Below are 13,005 nucleotides of genomic sequence, written 5' to 3' on the forward strand. Positions count from 1 at the left end.
GCGGGTCAGTACACCCACACCTCGACGCGGCGATTGCGCAGGCGCCCCTGCTGCAGATCGTTGTCGGCTACCGGCAACTCGTCGCCCATGCCCGTTACGTCTCTGGCCTGGACCCCGGCCCGGGCCAATTCGCGACGTACCGCCATGGCCCGCAGCCGCGACAGCAGGGCGGCGCGGCCGGGTGTTTCCTTGGGGTCGCCGAAGCCCACCAGCACCACCTTGCCCTGCAGCTTGCCGGCCTGACGCAGGTAGTCGCCGACCCGTTGCACATCGCGCAGGGCCTTGTTGTCGAGGCTGGCGCTGCCTTCCTGGAAACGGAAGTTGACGCTCAGGCGTTGCGCTTCGCTGGCCAGTGCCCGGTAGCGCGGCGGCATGTCGGCCTGGGCCGGTACCGGCTGTGGCTTGATCTGCTGGGAGACGAACCCCTGGTCGGCGACGATCGCCTGTCCGGCGGGGCTCTGGGCGAACTCCGCCAGGGCCCTGGCCTGGGGCGTGGCGTGGGCGGGCAGGTAGAAAAACAGGCGACGCGACAGCGGGTAGTCTTCGCTGGCCACCAAGGCGCGGCTGGGGAGCAGGGCAGGCGCGTCACCCTCGGCCACCGCCAGCACCTTGGTCTGGTGGACCGTGCCCAGGCCGCTGAAGCCGATGGCCTGGCGGTCGGCCATGACCTGGGCGGCCAGCGCATCGGCTGATTCGAAGCGACGCGCCTGGGGGGCCAGCGCCTGGTTGTGCGGGGCAAGCACCAGGGCATTGAAGGTCTCGAAGGTGCCGGAGCGGTCGTCGCGGGCATACAGGTGGATCGCCCCGCCGGGCACGCCCAGCTGCTCCCAGCGCTGCAACTGCCCGGAAAACACCTGCGCCAATTGCGTGGTGGTCAGTTGCGCGAGGGGGTTGTCCGGATGGGTGATCACCGCCACGCCATCCAGGGCGATGACCTGCTCCGAGCCCGCGCCGCGCAGGTTGCCCAGGGCCTGCAACTGTTGCAGCTCGCTGTCACTGATCGGTCGCGAGGCCGCGGCCAGGTCCGCTTCGCCCCGGGGCAACGCGGCGAAGCCGGTGCTGGTGCCGTGGGCGGCGATGTCGATGTGCAAGGGCAGGCCGTTGCGATCGACAGCGTGAAGCGTGGTCTCGTTGGCGGAGACACCAGGCTGGCGCTCGATGGCGCTTGCGCCCTGCGCTTGCAACAGGCCCCGCACCAAGGCTGGGCCAAGCGCGGCGCCGATGGTGTTGGAGCCCTGGATACGCAGTTGCGCCGGCTCGGCGCAAGCCAGGCTCGCAAGCAGGCACAGCAGTAGGGGAAGCAGGCGAGGCATGCCGGAGACCTGTGGCACCGAGTTGCACCGCAGATTACGACAGAGATCTGACTGAAAGATGACAGCGCTGTTTTGGCCAGATGCAGCCTGGGAGCGGCGCTGCGCCGCTCCCAGGCTTGAGGGCTTTCAGCTCAATGGGTCTGCGGCACGATGATACTCGCCGGTGCCTCGGCCGCCCGACGGCGCGCCACGCAGTAGTACAGCACGCTGGGTACCACCAAACCGATCAGCCACGACACGTCCACGCCGCCCAGTTGCGCGACCATGGGCCCGGTGTACAGCTTGGTGTCGATGAACGGCATCTGCACCAGCACGCCGAAGGTGTACACGCCGATGCCTGGCCAGTTCCAGCGCCCGTAGCGGCCATCCGGGTCGGCCAGTGCCGGGATGTCATAGCGTTCCTTGGTGATGAAGTAGTAGTCCACCAGGTTCACCGCGCTCCAGGGCACGAAGAAGGTCAGCAGGAACAGGATGAACGACTTGAACGCGCTGAGGAACGAGTGCTGCCCGAGCAGCGCGACCAGGGTCGCCGCGCCGACGATGCCGAGCACGAACACCAGGCGCTGCACGCGGCTGATCTGCAGGTGGCCACGAAAGCCGCTGATGATCGTGGCGATGCACATGAAGCTGCCGTAGCTGTTGAGGGTCGAGATGGTCACCTTGCCGAATGCGATGCAGAAGTACAGCAGCGCCGCCGTGGTACCGGCACCGCCCAGGCCGACGATATAGGCCACCTCGCGGCCGGAGAACTGGCCACCGGCGATGGCCGCGGCGAACACGCCGAGGATCATCGAGGCCTGGGCGCCGAGCACCGAGCCCAGGCCGGCGGCGAGGAAGGTCTTGAGTGGTGAGGTGTGGCTGGGCAGGTAGCGCGAGTAGTCGGCCACGTAAGGGCCGAAGGCGATCTGCCAGGAGGCGGCCAGCGACACCGCGAGCAGGAAGCTGGCCCAGCTGAAGTGGCGGTTGTCGAGCAACTGGCCGATATCGGCCAGCATCAGGATGCGGCTGAACAGGTAGACGAAGGCGATGATCCCCAGCACGCTGGCCACCCGGCCGATCCAGTGGATCACCCGGTAGCCGGCCAGGGTCGCCAGCACGATCACCCCGGCGAAGATGAGGATGCCGGCGCTGTCGCTGATGCTCAGCAACTGGCCGATGGCCTGGCCGGACAGTACCGTGCCGGTAGCAGTGAAGCCCAGGTACATCAGGCACACCAGGGCCATGGGGATGGCCGCGCCGTAAACGCCGAACTGCACACGGCTGGAAATCATCTGCGGCAGCCCCAGGCGCGGACCCTGGGCGGCATGCAGGGCCATCACCGCGCCGCCGACCAGTTGCCCGAGCAAAAGGCCGATCAACGACCAGAACACGTCGCCGCCCAGCACCACGGCCAGGGCGCCGGTGACGATCGCGGTAATCTGCAGGTTGGCTCCCAGCCACAGGGTGAATTGGCTGTAGACCCGTCCATGGCGCTCAGACTCGGGGATGTAGTCGATCGAGCGGCGCTCGATCACGGGTTTGCTGGACATCGGGAGGCTCCGCTTCGTTGTTTTTGTGAAAGGCGGCGGCTATCGGCGGGACGCAGGGCGGATGGCCGAAGCCCGATATGATCATGTATATACAAGTCTGGTCAAGTGAAGCTTGCACAGGGTGATCGCGTGCTTTCTCCGGCCATCACAGCCGACTGTTACACAAGGCTGCTACGCAACTGTGCTGGTCCGCGGCGGCGTGATGCCCGTATGCTGTAACCAAATATGTCTATAACAAGCCTGAAGAAGGAATGCCTGCAATGCCACTCAAGGACCTGCTGATCGCCCTGGTGGTGATCATCGCCTGGGGCGTCAACTTCGTGATCATCAAGGTGGGGCTCGACGGCCTGCCGCCGATGCTGCTCGGAGCCCTGCGTTTCCTGCTGGTGGCCTTCCCGGCGGTGTTCCTGATCAAGCGCCCGAACCTGCCGTGGCGCTGGCTGATCGCCTATGGCGCGACCATTTCCCTGGGCCAGTTCGCCTTCCTCTTCCAGGCCATGGCCAGTGGCATGCCGCCTGGGCTGGCCTCGCTGGTGCTGCAGTCCCAGGCGTTCTTCACCCTGGGCTTCGCGGCCATGTTTCTCGGCGAGCGGCTGCGCCTGGCCAGTGTGCTCGGCCTGCTGGTGGCCGCCAGCGGCCTGGCGGTGATCGGTAGCGAGGACAGCGGCCACGTGCCGCTGGTGGCGCTGCTGCTGACCCTGTGCGGCGGCGCCATGTGGGGGATGGGCAACATCATCACCCGGCGTTTCGGCCAGGTGGACCTGGTCGCCCTGGTGATCTGGGGCGGGCTGATTCCGCCGCTGCCGTTCCTGGCACTGTCGTGGTGGCTGGAAGGCCCCGAGCGCATTGGCCATGCCCTGGCCAACATCGGCTGGAGTTCGGTGCTGGCCCTGGCGTACCTGGCGTTCGTCGCCACCATGGTCGGCTACAGCCTGTGGAGCAAACTGTTGTCGCGCCACCCGGCGGGCAAGGTGGCGCCGTTCTCGCTGCTGGTGCCGGTGGTGGGCCTGAGCTCCGCGGCACTGCTGCTGGGCGAGCGCCTGAGCGAGGCGCAAGGCTGGGGGGCGCTGCTGGTGATGCTGGGCCTGTTGATCAACGTGTTCGGGCCACGACTGGGGATGCGCCTGCGCACCGCCAGCGCCGGGCGCACCTGAGCGGCGCTCATACCAGCAAGGCCGACCAGGCCGACACCAGCAGCAACCCCGCCAGACCCTGGTTGAACAGGCGCAAGGCCCGCGACGAGCGCAACCAGCGTGCGCTGCCGATGCCCATCAATGCCCAGGCGGTCATGCTGGGTAGGGCGACCAGCAGGAACACCAGGGCCAGCCAGCCCATCGGCAGTGCCGGGGTGGCGAACAGGCCGACCATCGCCACCGCCGTCACCCATACCTTGGGGTTGACCACCTGCAGGGTCGCCGCGCTCAGTGGGCCAAGGCCACTGTCGTTGCCCGCCAGCAAGGGGGCGCAGGCGCTGCGCAGCATCTTCCAGGCCAGCCAGCTGAGCCACAGGGCGCCGGCCCAGCTCATGGCCAACTGCGCCAGGGGGTAGCGCAGCAGCAACGCGCCGAGCCCCATTCCCACCAGCCACACCACCGCCGCCGCCGCGCAGCAGGCCGCCACGATCGGTGCCAGGCTGGCGCGCAAACCGCGCCGGGCACCGTGGGCGAGGATCAACAGGTTGGTCGGCCCGGGGCTGATGCTGGCGGCCAGGGCAAACAGGATGAAGGGCAACAGCGAGTGCGACATGGTCATGGCTCCGTGTGATCGAGGCACCATGGTCGCGGCCAGCGCGGCTTCAGTCTGGAAGGTTTGAGCAGCGCTTGCGGTAGTCCGCCGGGGTCAGCCGGTAGGCGCGGCGGAACCAGCGGCCCAGGTGGCTCTGGTCGGCAAAGCCCAGGGCGGTGGCGACGCTGGCCGGCGTTTCGCCCAGGGCCAGCAGCCGCCGCGCGCGGGCCAGGCGCAGCAGGATCAGGTAGGCATGCGGCGCCAGGCCGAAGGCTGCCTTGAACGCCCGGGTCAGGCGGAAACGGTCGACGCCGCAGACCTGTGCCAGCTCGGCCAGGCCGATGTCCTGGTCCAGGTGCGCATGCAGATAGTCGCGGGCGACCTGGGCGCACAGCGGCAGGCGTGGATCTGGGTCCAGGCGTTTGCGCCAGTGCAGGTGGCCTGTGAGGCAGCTCAGCAGATCGTCCAGGGCGGTCTGGCGGACGATGCGCAGGTCGCTGTAGTGCACCGTCTCGAAGGCCCGGGCGGTGGCGCCGGCCAGGCGCGGATCCTGGTGCAGCAGGGTGCCGAAGCTGGGCAGGGCGCCTGAGGGGGCCTGCTCGAACAGGGCGCGCAGTTCGGTTTCCAGCCAGTTGGCGTCCAGGTACAGGGTCGAATAGGTGAAGCCTTCCACGGTTGGCGCATGGCCGTCGTGCAGGTCGCCAGGCTCGAGCACGAACACCTGGCCGGGCGTGCTGCAATGGCGTTCGCGGCGGCAGTTGAACTGCTGCACGCCCTGTTCGGTCACCCCGACCAGGAAGCTGTCGTGCCAGTGCGGGTCGTAGGCGTGGCCGGTAAAATGGGCGCGGACCGACTCGATGCCGGTGTCGGCGTCCTGTCTGAGATCGATCCAGTTGCTCATGGAGGCGGGCCGTGTGGGTGGTCGATGGATGACCTTAGCGCACAAACGGCCCAGGTGTTTAGAACGATTGTGCAGCCTTCAGCGCTGGGCCAGTGCCAGGTTGAGGCCAAGCCCGGCGAATGAGGCGGCGAAGCCGCGGCGCAACCAGGCCTGCACCTTCGGCGAGTCGATCACGGCGCGGCGGAACAGGTGGGCGAGCAGGCCATAGAGGACGAAGACGACGAAGGTCATGGCCATGAAAACCGCGCTGAGGCTGAGCATCTGCACGGTCGCGGAGCCGGCCTGCGGGACGATGAACTGCGGCAGGAAGGCGAGGAAGAACAGCGTCAGCTTGGGGTTGAGGATATTCAGCAGGCAGGCTTTGATCACCAGTTGGCTGGCGGCGGCGGGGGTGGCGTGCGCGTCCACGGCGAAGGCCGCACGGTCGCGCCAGGTGGCGTAGGCCAGGTACAGCAGGTAGGCGACGCCGGCGAACTTGAGGCCCTGGAAGGCCAGGGCGCTGGTGTGCAGGAGCGCCGAGAGCCCCAGCACCGAGGCCAGCAAGTGCGGGACGATGCCCAGGGTGCAGCCGGTGGCGGTCCACAGGCAGGCGCGTCGCCCGGCCACCAGGGCGCTCGATACAGTGAGGATGACCCCGCTGCCGGGGATCAGCACGATGATCAGCGCGGTGACGAGAAATTCCAGGCTTGGCATGAATGACAGCTCCTTGCGGTCGGGGGTGGATGCACTATACGCCCGGCGACAACGGCTGCAACATGTCGTCCGGGCGCAGCGCGGCGAAACGCTCGCGCAGCCACAGGTGCAACTGGGCCACGGCGGGGGTGAGCTGCTTGCGGTGCGGGCACACCAGGGTCACCGGGGTCAGCTCGCCGGGGTATTCGGGCAGCAGCAGCTCCAGCTCGCCGGCGGCGACATCGGCGCTGACATCCAGCCACGACTTGTAGACTATGCCTTCGCCTTCCAGCGCCCAGCGCCGCACCACGTCGGCATCGTCACTGAACAGCGGCCCGCGCACCTGCACGGTGCGGTTGCCCAGGCGCCATTTGTCGTACACCCGGCTTTGCTGCAGGTATAGCAGGCAGTCGTGTTGCTGCAGGTCCTCGGGGGTCAGCGGGCGGCCATGGCGCGCCAGGTAGTCCGGGGAGGCCGCCAGGACCCGGCGGTTCCACGGCGCCAGGGGCAGGGCAATGTAGTTGGCGTCCTCGTTCTGGCCGTAGCGGATGGCGACGTCCACCGGATCGCGATACAGGTCGGCCAACTGGTCGGAGAGGAAGAAGCGCAGGCCCAACCCCGGATGCTCGCGGCGAAATGCACTGAGCCAGGGCCGCAGCAGGTTGCGGCCCATGTCCGAGGGCGCCGCCACCTGCAACACGCCGCGCAGGCAGCTGTGGCTGCCATGCAGGTCCTCGCGGCCCTGGCGCAGGGCATCGATCACGCGCTGGGCGGTGGGCAGGTACAGCTCGCCTTCGGCGGTCAGGCGCAGGCTGCGGGTGGTGCGGGCGAACAGGCGCACATCGAGCTCGCGCTCCAGGCGCTTGATCGCCGCGGCCACCTGGCCGGGCAGCAGGTCGGCCTCGTGGGCCGCAGCGGTGAAGCTGCCCAGGGCGTTGGCACGGGCGAACAGTTCGAGGTCGTTGATGCGCAGCATTTTCACTCCAGGGATGAAAGTGTTGCTGCATTGTGCTGGTTTTTCTTTGCGGTCGGGAAGATAAGATGCCATTCATTCACGAACCCTTGAGGAATTGCCCTAGATGGACACCGTTGCCCTCGCCAAACGCCGTTACACCACCAAGGCCTACGACGCCAGCCGCAAAATCCCCCAGGCCACCATCGACGCGTTGCTCGAGCAGTTGCGCCACAGCCCGTCCTCGGTCAATTCGCAGCCCTGGCACTTCGTCGTGGCCGACAGCGCCGAAGGCAAGGCGCGCCTGGCCAAGGCCACCGATGCTCGATTCGCCTACAACAGCCCGAAGCTGCGCGATGCCTCCCATGTGATCGTGTTCGCCGCCCGCACCAACATGACCGAAGCTCACCTGCAGGCAGTGCTGGCGCAGGAAGCCGCCGATGGCCGCTTCCGTAACGAGCAGGCCCGCGAAGTCCAGGACCAGACCCGCCGCGGTTATGTCGACCTGCACCGCCATGACTTCAAGGACCTGCAGCACTGGATGGAGAAGCAGGTCTACCTGGCCCTGGGCACCGCGCTGCTGGGCGCCGCCGCCCACGGCCTGGACGCCACGCCGATCGAAGGCTTCGACGCCAAGGCCCTGGACGCCGAACTGGGCCTGCGCGAGCAGGGCTACACCAGCGTGGTGCTGCTGAGCCTGGGCTATCGCAGCGAGGAGGATTTCAATGCCGGTCTGAGCAAGTCGCGGTTGGCGGCGGGGCAGGTATTTACCTTCCTGTGAGTATCGGTAGTGGCGCTTGACCTGGGTCAGCCCTGAATCAGCGGCCCCAGGCGTTCGGCCAGGGCCTGGACCATCGCGCTCACCTTGGGCAGGTGTCCGCGGTTGCGGCGCCAGGCCAGGTTGATCGGCAATCCTTCCATCGCGTACGCCGGCAGTATCTGTTGCAGCGTCCCGTCATCGAGCTGGCGCTGCACCAGCCAGGTCGGCAACTGGGCGATGCCGTGCCCGGCGCTGACAGCTAGCGCCTGGCCTTCGGCATCGCCGATGGCCAGGCGCCCGGGCATGCCGCGCAGCTGCGTCAGGCCCGGGCGGGCGCCGGCAAAGTGCAGGGCCGGTGTGCTGCCGTCTGCGCAGGCATAGAGCACGCAGCCCTGGGCCTGCAGTTGCTGCAGGTCTTGGGGCGTGCCGTGGCGAGCCAGATAAGCGGGGGCGGCGCAGAACACCAGGCGCTGGCTGCCCAGGTAACGGTGCTCGATGCCTGGCTGCCAGGTTTGTGGTCCGCCGATGCGCACGACAATGTCGATGGCGTCCTCGACCAGGTCGACGAAGCGATCGGAGAGGGTGATGTGCGGTTGCAGCCGTGGATGCCGCGCAGCGAAGTCGAGTACGGCAGGGAGGCCGTGCAGACGGCCGAAGGTAGCTGGCAGGTCGATGCGCAGCTTGCCGCAGGGCGTATGGTGTTCATCGTTGAGGGCCAGCTCGGCTTCCTCGATGTCCGCCAGCACGCGGGTGCACGCGCGGTAGTAGTCGGCGCCGCTGTCGGTCAGGGCCAGGCGCCGGGTGGTGCGTTCGAACAGGCGCACCTGCAGGCGTTTCTCCAGGCGCGCGACGCCCTTGCTCACGGCGGAACTGGTGAGGTTCATGCGTTCGGCGGCGGCGATGAAGCTGCCAGCGTTGGCCACGCTGACGAAGAAGTCGATGTCCTTGAGGCGTTCCGAGGCAGACATGGCGAGGTCTTTTATTAATGAATCTGATTCACTTGATAAAGGAATAACTACCAGCAATAGGAACTAAATTCCAGATTAAGCTGGCCTTCCATTCAACCAGGATTGCAGCGGATGTCCACTTCCAGCCTGACCCACGCCACCCTCACGCGCCCAGCGCCGCGTACGGGGTTATCCATCGGCCTCTTCGCCATCGGCGGCTTCGCGGTGCTGACCACCGAATTTCTGATTCTCGGGCTGCTGCCGGCGCTGGCCCGCGACCTTGGCCTTTCGGTTGCGGGTGCGGGCCAGTTGGTCACGCTGTTCGCCGTGACCGTGATGTTGTTCGGGCCGCCGCTCACCGCCTGGCTGTCGGCAGTGCCGCGCAAGGGACTGTTCATCGCCATCCTGCTGGTGTTCGCCGCGTCCAACGCGCTGTCGGCGCTGGCGCCGAACATCTGGGTGCTGGCATTGGCACGCTTTATCGCCGCGCTGGCCTTGCCGGTGTATTGGGGCACCGCCAGCGAAAGCGCCGGGCAATTGGCCGGGGCGGGGCGCGAGGGCTGGGCGGTGTCACGGGTGTACCTGGGCATCACCGCCGCATTCGTCTTCGGCATTCCACTGGGCACGCTGGCCGCCGGGCTGGTCGGCTGGCGTGGCAGTTTCGCGTTGCTCGCCGGGCTGTGCCTGCTGGTGGCGCTGTTGATGTGGGCGTGGCTGCCGACTGTGCCGGCGGCACCCGCCCGTGCGCCGGGGGAGCGGCAGACGGTGATCCTCAAGGACCGCCGCTTCATCGCCCATGTGCTGCTCTCGGCGCTGGTGTTCACCGCCATGTTCACTGCCTACACCTACCTGGCCGAGACGCTTGAACAGCTGGCCGCCGTGCCGGCCGGCGAAGTGGGCTGGTGGCTGATGGGCTTCGGCGTGGTCGGCATGCTCGGCAACGGCCTGGCCGGGCGCATTGTTGATCGGAGCCCGCTGCGGGCGACCTTGCTGCTGTTGGCGATGCTGGCGCTGGGCATGGGCGCGGTCACCCCGTTGCTCGGCACTGCATGGCTGCTGGGGGGCGCGCTGGTGCTGTGGGGCATCGCCTACACCGCGCTGTTCCCGGTCTGTCAGGTGCGGGTGATGCAGGCCGGCGCCAAGGCCCAGGCCCTGGCCGGGACCTTGAACGTGTCGGCGGCCAATGCCGGTATCGCCGCCGGTGCGGCGTTGGGCGGCGCGTCGATCCAGGTCCTGGGCCTGGGCGCCCTGGGCTACGTGGCATGCGGGTTCGCCGTGCTGGCGATGATCGCCACCCTGGCCATGCTGGCGAGCGAGTGAGGCCTACACCGCCCGGGTGTTGAGCAGGCGCACGCCCAGGCCGATGAACAGCGCGCCGCTGGCGCGCTTGAACCAGGCCGCCAGGGGCGAAGCCTTCAGGCGCAGGCCGAAGCGCCAGGCGGTGAAGCAGTAGAAGGAGTGCACCAGGCAGACGATCAGCGAGCCGCTCAGGTACATGGCCGCGAACTGGCCGAAGATCGGCCGCCCAGGCTCGAGGAACTGCGGCAGGAAGGCGCAGAAGAACACCAGGGTCTTGGGGTTGCTCGCCGAGACCAGGAAGGCTTCCACGGCGATCCGCCATTGCGTCTGGGGCGGCGTCGCTACCACCTGCGCCGTCGGCGCGGTGGGGGCGCCTTTGCCCAGCAACTGGCGCAGGCCGAGGTAGATCAGGTAAGCGGCGCCGGCCAGCTTCAGCGCCAGGAACGCCGTGGGCAAAGAGATCAGCAGGGCGCCCACGCCCATGGCCACGGCGGTGATCGTCAGCAGTTGCGCGGTGAGGTTGCCGAACAGGGTCATGCCCATGCCGGACGGGCCGTAGCGCAAGGCGTTGCGCACGGTGAGCAGGACATTCGGGCCGGGGAGCAGCGAGGTGAGCAGGTAGGCGAAGGAGAAGGTCAACCAGAGGTGCAGGGCCATGGAGCGCGTCCTTTGCGCTGGGAAAAACACACAATGCCAGTAATCGGCGCGGACCGCCATTGGGCACCGCTGAGGGAGCGGCTTGCCCGCTCCCAGAGAAGTTGCCCAGGCCGGTTCAGCGTGCCAGGCGCCCGCTGACGAAGTGGGCGACATCGTTGAAGCCCGGGGTCGAGGCATGGCCGGGCGTCACCAGCGAATCGATGAAGGCCTCATCCTCCGCCGTGACCTTGACCTCCAACGCACCGGCATAGGTGTCCCACTGCGCCTCGGTGCGCGGCCCGACGATGGCCGAGCTGACCAGGCGGTTGTTCAGCACCCAGGCGATGGCGAACTCGACGATGCCCACGCCCTTGGCCTCGGTATAGGCATGGATCTTCTGGGCGATGGCCAGCGATTCCTGGCGCCATTCCACTTCCATGATGCGCTTGTCCTGGCGACCGGCACGGCTGCCTTCGTCGGGGGTGGAGCCTGGCGCGTACTTGCCGCTGAGCACGCCACGGGCCAGCGGGCTGAACGGCACCACGCCCAGGCCATGGTAGGCGGCGGCGGTGAGTTGTTCGGGCTCGGCCTGGCGGTTGACGATGTTGTACAGCGGCTGGCTGACCACCGGCTTGGCCACGCCGAGCCTGTGCGCCACGTTGCAGATCTCGGCGATGCGCCAGCCACGGAAGTTGGACACGCCCCAGTAGCGGATCTTGCCTTGCGCCAGCAGGTCGCCGATGGCGCGCACCGTCTCTTCCAGCGGTACCGAATGGTCCTCGCGGTGCAGGTAGTAGATGTCCAGATAGTCGGTGCCCATGCGCGTGAGGGTGGCCTCGATGGCATTGAACAGGTGTTTGCGCGACAGGCCGCTGCGGTTCGGCAGGCCATCGACCGGGCCATAGCCGGCCTTGGAGGCGATGATCCACTCGTGACGGTTGCGCGCCACCGCTTCGCCGACGATTTCCTCGGAGCGGCCGCCATTGTAGACATCGGCGGTGTCGACGAAGTTGATGCCCTGGTCCCAGGCCTTGTCGATGATGCGCAGCGAGTCTTCGGTGCTGGTCTGTTCACCGAACATCATGCTGCCGAGCGTCAGGGCCGAGACTTGCAGGCCGGAGTGGCCAAGGGGGCGGTAGATCATTGCGAGTCATCCTTTCCTTACAGTGTGGGTGAACTTGTTTTACACAGTTCACCCCGGTATTGAAAGCTCGCGGTGGCGAAGGCAGGGCGTGTACTCAGCGCGTCGGCAGGCCGAGCAGTTCGCGCCTTGTCTCCAAGGCAATGGTTGCATAACCCTTGCCGGTACCCCGGTTGCGCAACCCGTGGTCATGCTGGGCCGTCACGTCCTCCCAGCACTCGACGGACAGCAGGTGGCAGTAGCTACTGTCGGTTTCGATCTCGAAGTCTATGAAGCGTTCGGTATCGGTCAACAGACTGCCCGTCAGGCTGGCCATGCCGGGGAAGTCGAACTCAAGGTCCAGCAGCAAGGAGCGTGCCCAGTCGATCCCGTGGTTCTCGGCGACGCCCAGCAGAGCAGGCGGTATCTCACGGGTGAGCCAGGGCCTTGCCGACTCTCTGATGCGATGGGCAGTGAGCAGGTTCTGTTCCTGTACGTTGAGTTGTCGCTTCCTGAGCAGTCGCTGGATATTCGGGGAGCTCGAGTTCATCCGTCGACCCCGCCGCAGCAGAGAGCCTGTAGAAATTCCTGTTCGCCGTCTGCCTGCCACCAAGGGATGCGAACCTGGCCGCCTTGTTGCTGAAGTTGGCGCAGGAGCGACAGCAGGGCGTCGATTCGAGGCGCATCCCAGTCGGGCCCCATGCAATAGTCCAGTGTCAGGACGTGCTCACAGACCATCACGCCCAGGTCAGGGAGGGGCTGGCCATCGATGTCGATGCCCTGCGCCAGTACATGAAACGGTTCGACGACACCTTCGCTGACACGCGAGGCATCCTGTGGGCCGGTAAAGGGTATTTCGCGCCCGCTTGTCTTGTCCCACAAGCAACCGCGCTCCACCCTGGCACCGAGGGTGAACAGGCGTGTGAATGCGCTCGGCATGTCGGCGCTTACGGCAAAGTGGAGCTCGATTTCCGGCAGTGTCCCGTCGTCCTGGCTGAAGTAGTCTGCCAAAGGGTGTACTTGTGGCGTCTCTACCAGCGCCGGGGTGCTGGCGAGGAGGTGGGCCTGGTTTTTGTGCCGGTCCAGTTGCACTGGGTCAATCTCCATGCGATGAGGCGAGTCTGCGGCGTACTGTACGGTGAGGACCGTAT

At 67.0% G+C, this 13,005-nt stretch carries 14 protein-coding genes; 3 read left to right on the plus strand and 11 right to left on the minus strand.

Annotation, left to right across the window (positions count from 1 at the left end):
- Nucleotides 1-5 precede the first annotated feature (5 nt).
- Complete coding sequence (locus BMY03_RS14185) at nt 6-1,313, minus strand: substrate-binding domain-containing protein (protein WP_094011414.1); 1,308 nt, start codon at nt 1,311-1,313, stop codon at nt 6-8.
- A 131-nt stretch (nt 1,314-1,444) separates the two neighbouring features.
- Nucleotides 1,445-2,842 (minus strand): purine-cytosine permease family protein, encoded by a 1,398-nt coding sequence (locus tag BMY03_RS14190; RefSeq protein ID WP_094011415.1) that lies wholly within the window; start codon nt 2,840-2,842, stop codon nt 1,445-1,447.
- A 260-nt stretch (nt 2,843-3,102) separates the two neighbouring features.
- Here BMY03_RS14190 and BMY03_RS14195 point away from each other — a divergent pair, with 260 nt between their 5' ends.
- Complete coding sequence (locus tag BMY03_RS14195; RefSeq protein WP_038706366.1) at nt 3,103-3,996, plus strand: EamA family transporter; 894 nt, start codon at nt 3,103-3,105, stop codon at nt 3,994-3,996.
- 7 nt (nt 3,997-4,003) lie between these two features.
- On the opposite strand, the gene BMY03_RS14200 is transcribed toward BMY03_RS14195, so the two are convergent.
- The 4 genes from BMY03_RS14200 to BMY03_RS14215 form a co-directional block, all read right to left on the minus strand.
- Nucleotides 4,004-4,588: a LysE family translocator gene (locus BMY03_RS14200; RefSeq protein ID WP_094011416.1), complete on the minus strand. Its 585-nt coding sequence runs from the start codon at nt 4,586-4,588 to the stop codon at nt 4,004-4,006.
- Nucleotides 4,589-4,637: 49 nt separating this feature from the next.
- Nucleotides 4,638-5,468, minus strand: a complete 831-nt coding sequence (locus tag BMY03_RS14205) for an AraC family transcriptional regulator (RefSeq protein ID WP_094011417.1) — start codon at nt 5,466-5,468, stop codon at nt 4,638-4,640.
- A gap of 78 nt (nt 5,469-5,546) precedes the next feature.
- Nucleotides 5,547-6,161, minus strand: coding sequence for a LysE family translocator (locus BMY03_RS14210; RefSeq protein ID WP_038706363.1), 615 nt, complete (start codon nt 6,159-6,161; stop codon nt 5,547-5,549).
- A gap of 34 nt (nt 6,162-6,195) precedes the next feature.
- The gene (locus BMY03_RS14215) at nt 6,196-7,116 is read right to left on the minus strand and encodes a LysR family transcriptional regulator (RefSeq protein ID WP_094011418.1); all 921 of its coding nucleotides are present in this window, start codon (nt 7,114-7,116) and stop codon (nt 6,196-6,198) included.
- A 103-nt stretch (nt 7,117-7,219) separates the two neighbouring features.
- Between BMY03_RS14215 and nfsB the strand changes: the two genes are divergently transcribed.
- Nucleotides 7,220-7,873 carry an oxygen-insensitive NAD(P)H nitroreductase gene (gene nfsB / locus BMY03_RS14220; protein ID WP_038706361.1) on the plus strand — a complete coding sequence of 218 codons (654 nt, stop codon included), beginning with the start codon at nt 7,220-7,222 and terminating at the stop codon, nt 7,871-7,873.
- Between the two features lie 26 nt (nt 7,874-7,899).
- On the opposite strand, the gene BMY03_RS14225 is transcribed toward nfsB, so the two are convergent.
- On the minus strand, nt 7,900-8,820 hold the full coding sequence (locus tag BMY03_RS14225; RefSeq protein ID WP_094011419.1) for a LysR family transcriptional regulator: 921 nt from the start codon (nt 8,818-8,820) through the stop codon (nt 7,900-7,902).
- Nucleotides 8,821-8,931: 111 nt separating this feature from the next.
- On the opposite strand from BMY03_RS14225, the gene BMY03_RS14230 reads away from it, so the two are divergent.
- Nucleotides 8,932-10,119 (plus strand): MFS transporter, encoded by a 1,188-nt coding sequence (locus tag BMY03_RS14230; protein WP_094011420.1) that lies wholly within the window; start codon nt 8,932-8,934, stop codon nt 10,117-10,119.
- A 3-nt stretch (nt 10,120-10,122) separates the two neighbouring features.
- On the opposite strand, the gene BMY03_RS14235 is transcribed toward BMY03_RS14230, so the two are convergent.
- The 4 genes from BMY03_RS14235 to BMY03_RS14250 form a co-directional block, all read right to left on the minus strand.
- Nucleotides 10,123-10,755, minus strand: a complete 633-nt coding sequence (locus tag BMY03_RS14235; RefSeq protein WP_038706358.1) for a LysE family translocator — start codon at nt 10,753-10,755, stop codon at nt 10,123-10,125.
- Nucleotides 10,756-10,870: 115 nt separating this feature from the next.
- Nucleotides 10,871-11,878, minus strand: coding sequence for an aldo/keto reductase (locus BMY03_RS14240; protein ID WP_038706357.1), 1,008 nt, complete (start codon nt 11,876-11,878; stop codon nt 10,871-10,873).
- Between the two features lie 94 nt (nt 11,879-11,972).
- The gene (locus BMY03_RS14245; RefSeq protein ID WP_094011421.1) at nt 11,973-12,404 is read right to left on the minus strand and encodes a hypothetical protein; all 432 of its coding nucleotides are present in this window, start codon (nt 12,402-12,404) and stop codon (nt 11,973-11,975) included.
- On the minus strand, nt 12,401-12,946 hold the full coding sequence (locus tag BMY03_RS14250; RefSeq protein ID WP_244891321.1) for a hypothetical protein: 546 nt from the start codon (nt 12,944-12,946) through the stop codon (nt 12,401-12,403). Before BMY03_RS14250 ends, BMY03_RS14245 begins: the two co-directional genes overlap by 4 nt.
- Nucleotides 12,947-13,005 lie beyond the last annotated feature (59 nt).

The sequence above is a fragment of the Pseudomonas soli genome, from assembly GCF_900110655.1.
Taxonomy (GTDB): domain Bacteria; phylum Pseudomonadota; class Gammaproteobacteria; order Pseudomonadales; family Pseudomonadaceae; genus Aquipseudomonas; species Aquipseudomonas soli.

Coding starts and splice junctions, on each gene's coding strand:
- BMY03_RS14185 (WP_094011414.1), bottom strand. CDS start 1,313: ATGCCTCGCCTGCTTCCCCTACTGCTGTGCCTGCTTGCGAGCCTGGCT.
- BMY03_RS14190 (WP_094011415.1), bottom strand. CDS start 2,842: ATGTCCAGCAAACCCGTGATCGAGCGCCGCTCGATCGACTACATCCCC.
- BMY03_RS14195 (WP_038706366.1), top strand. CDS start 3,103: ATGCCACTCAAGGACCTGCTGATCGCCCTGGTGGTGATCATCGCCTGG.
- BMY03_RS14200 (WP_094011416.1), bottom strand. CDS start 4,588: ATGTCGCACTCGCTGTTGCCCTTCATCCTGTTTGCCCTGGCCGCCAGC.
- BMY03_RS14205 (WP_094011417.1), bottom strand. CDS start 5,468: ATGAGCAACTGGATCGATCTCAGACAGGACGCCGACACCGGCATCGAG.
- BMY03_RS14210 (WP_038706363.1), bottom strand. CDS start 6,161: ATGCCAAGCCTGGAATTTCTCGTCACCGCGCTGATCATCGTGCTGATC.
- BMY03_RS14215 (WP_094011418.1), bottom strand. CDS start 7,116: ATGCTGCGCATCAACGACCTCGAACTGTTCGCCCGTGCCAACGCCCTG.
- nfsB (WP_038706361.1), top strand. CDS start 7,220: ATGGACACCGTTGCCCTCGCCAAACGCCGTTACACCACCAAGGCCTAC.
- BMY03_RS14225 (WP_094011419.1), bottom strand. CDS start 8,820: ATGTCTGCCTCGGAACGCCTCAAGGACATCGACTTCTTCGTCAGCGTG.
- BMY03_RS14230 (WP_094011420.1), top strand. CDS start 8,932: ATGTCCACTTCCAGCCTGACCCACGCCACCCTCACGCGCCCAGCGCCG.
- BMY03_RS14235 (WP_038706358.1), bottom strand. CDS start 10,755: ATGGCCCTGCACCTCTGGTTGACCTTCTCCTTCGCCTACCTGCTCACC.
- BMY03_RS14240 (WP_038706357.1), bottom strand. CDS start 11,878: ATGATCTACCGCCCCCTTGGCCACTCCGGCCTGCAAGTCTCGGCCCTG.
- BMY03_RS14245 (WP_094011421.1), bottom strand. CDS start 12,404: ATGAACTCGAGCTCCCCGAATATCCAGCGACTGCTCAGGAAGCGACAA.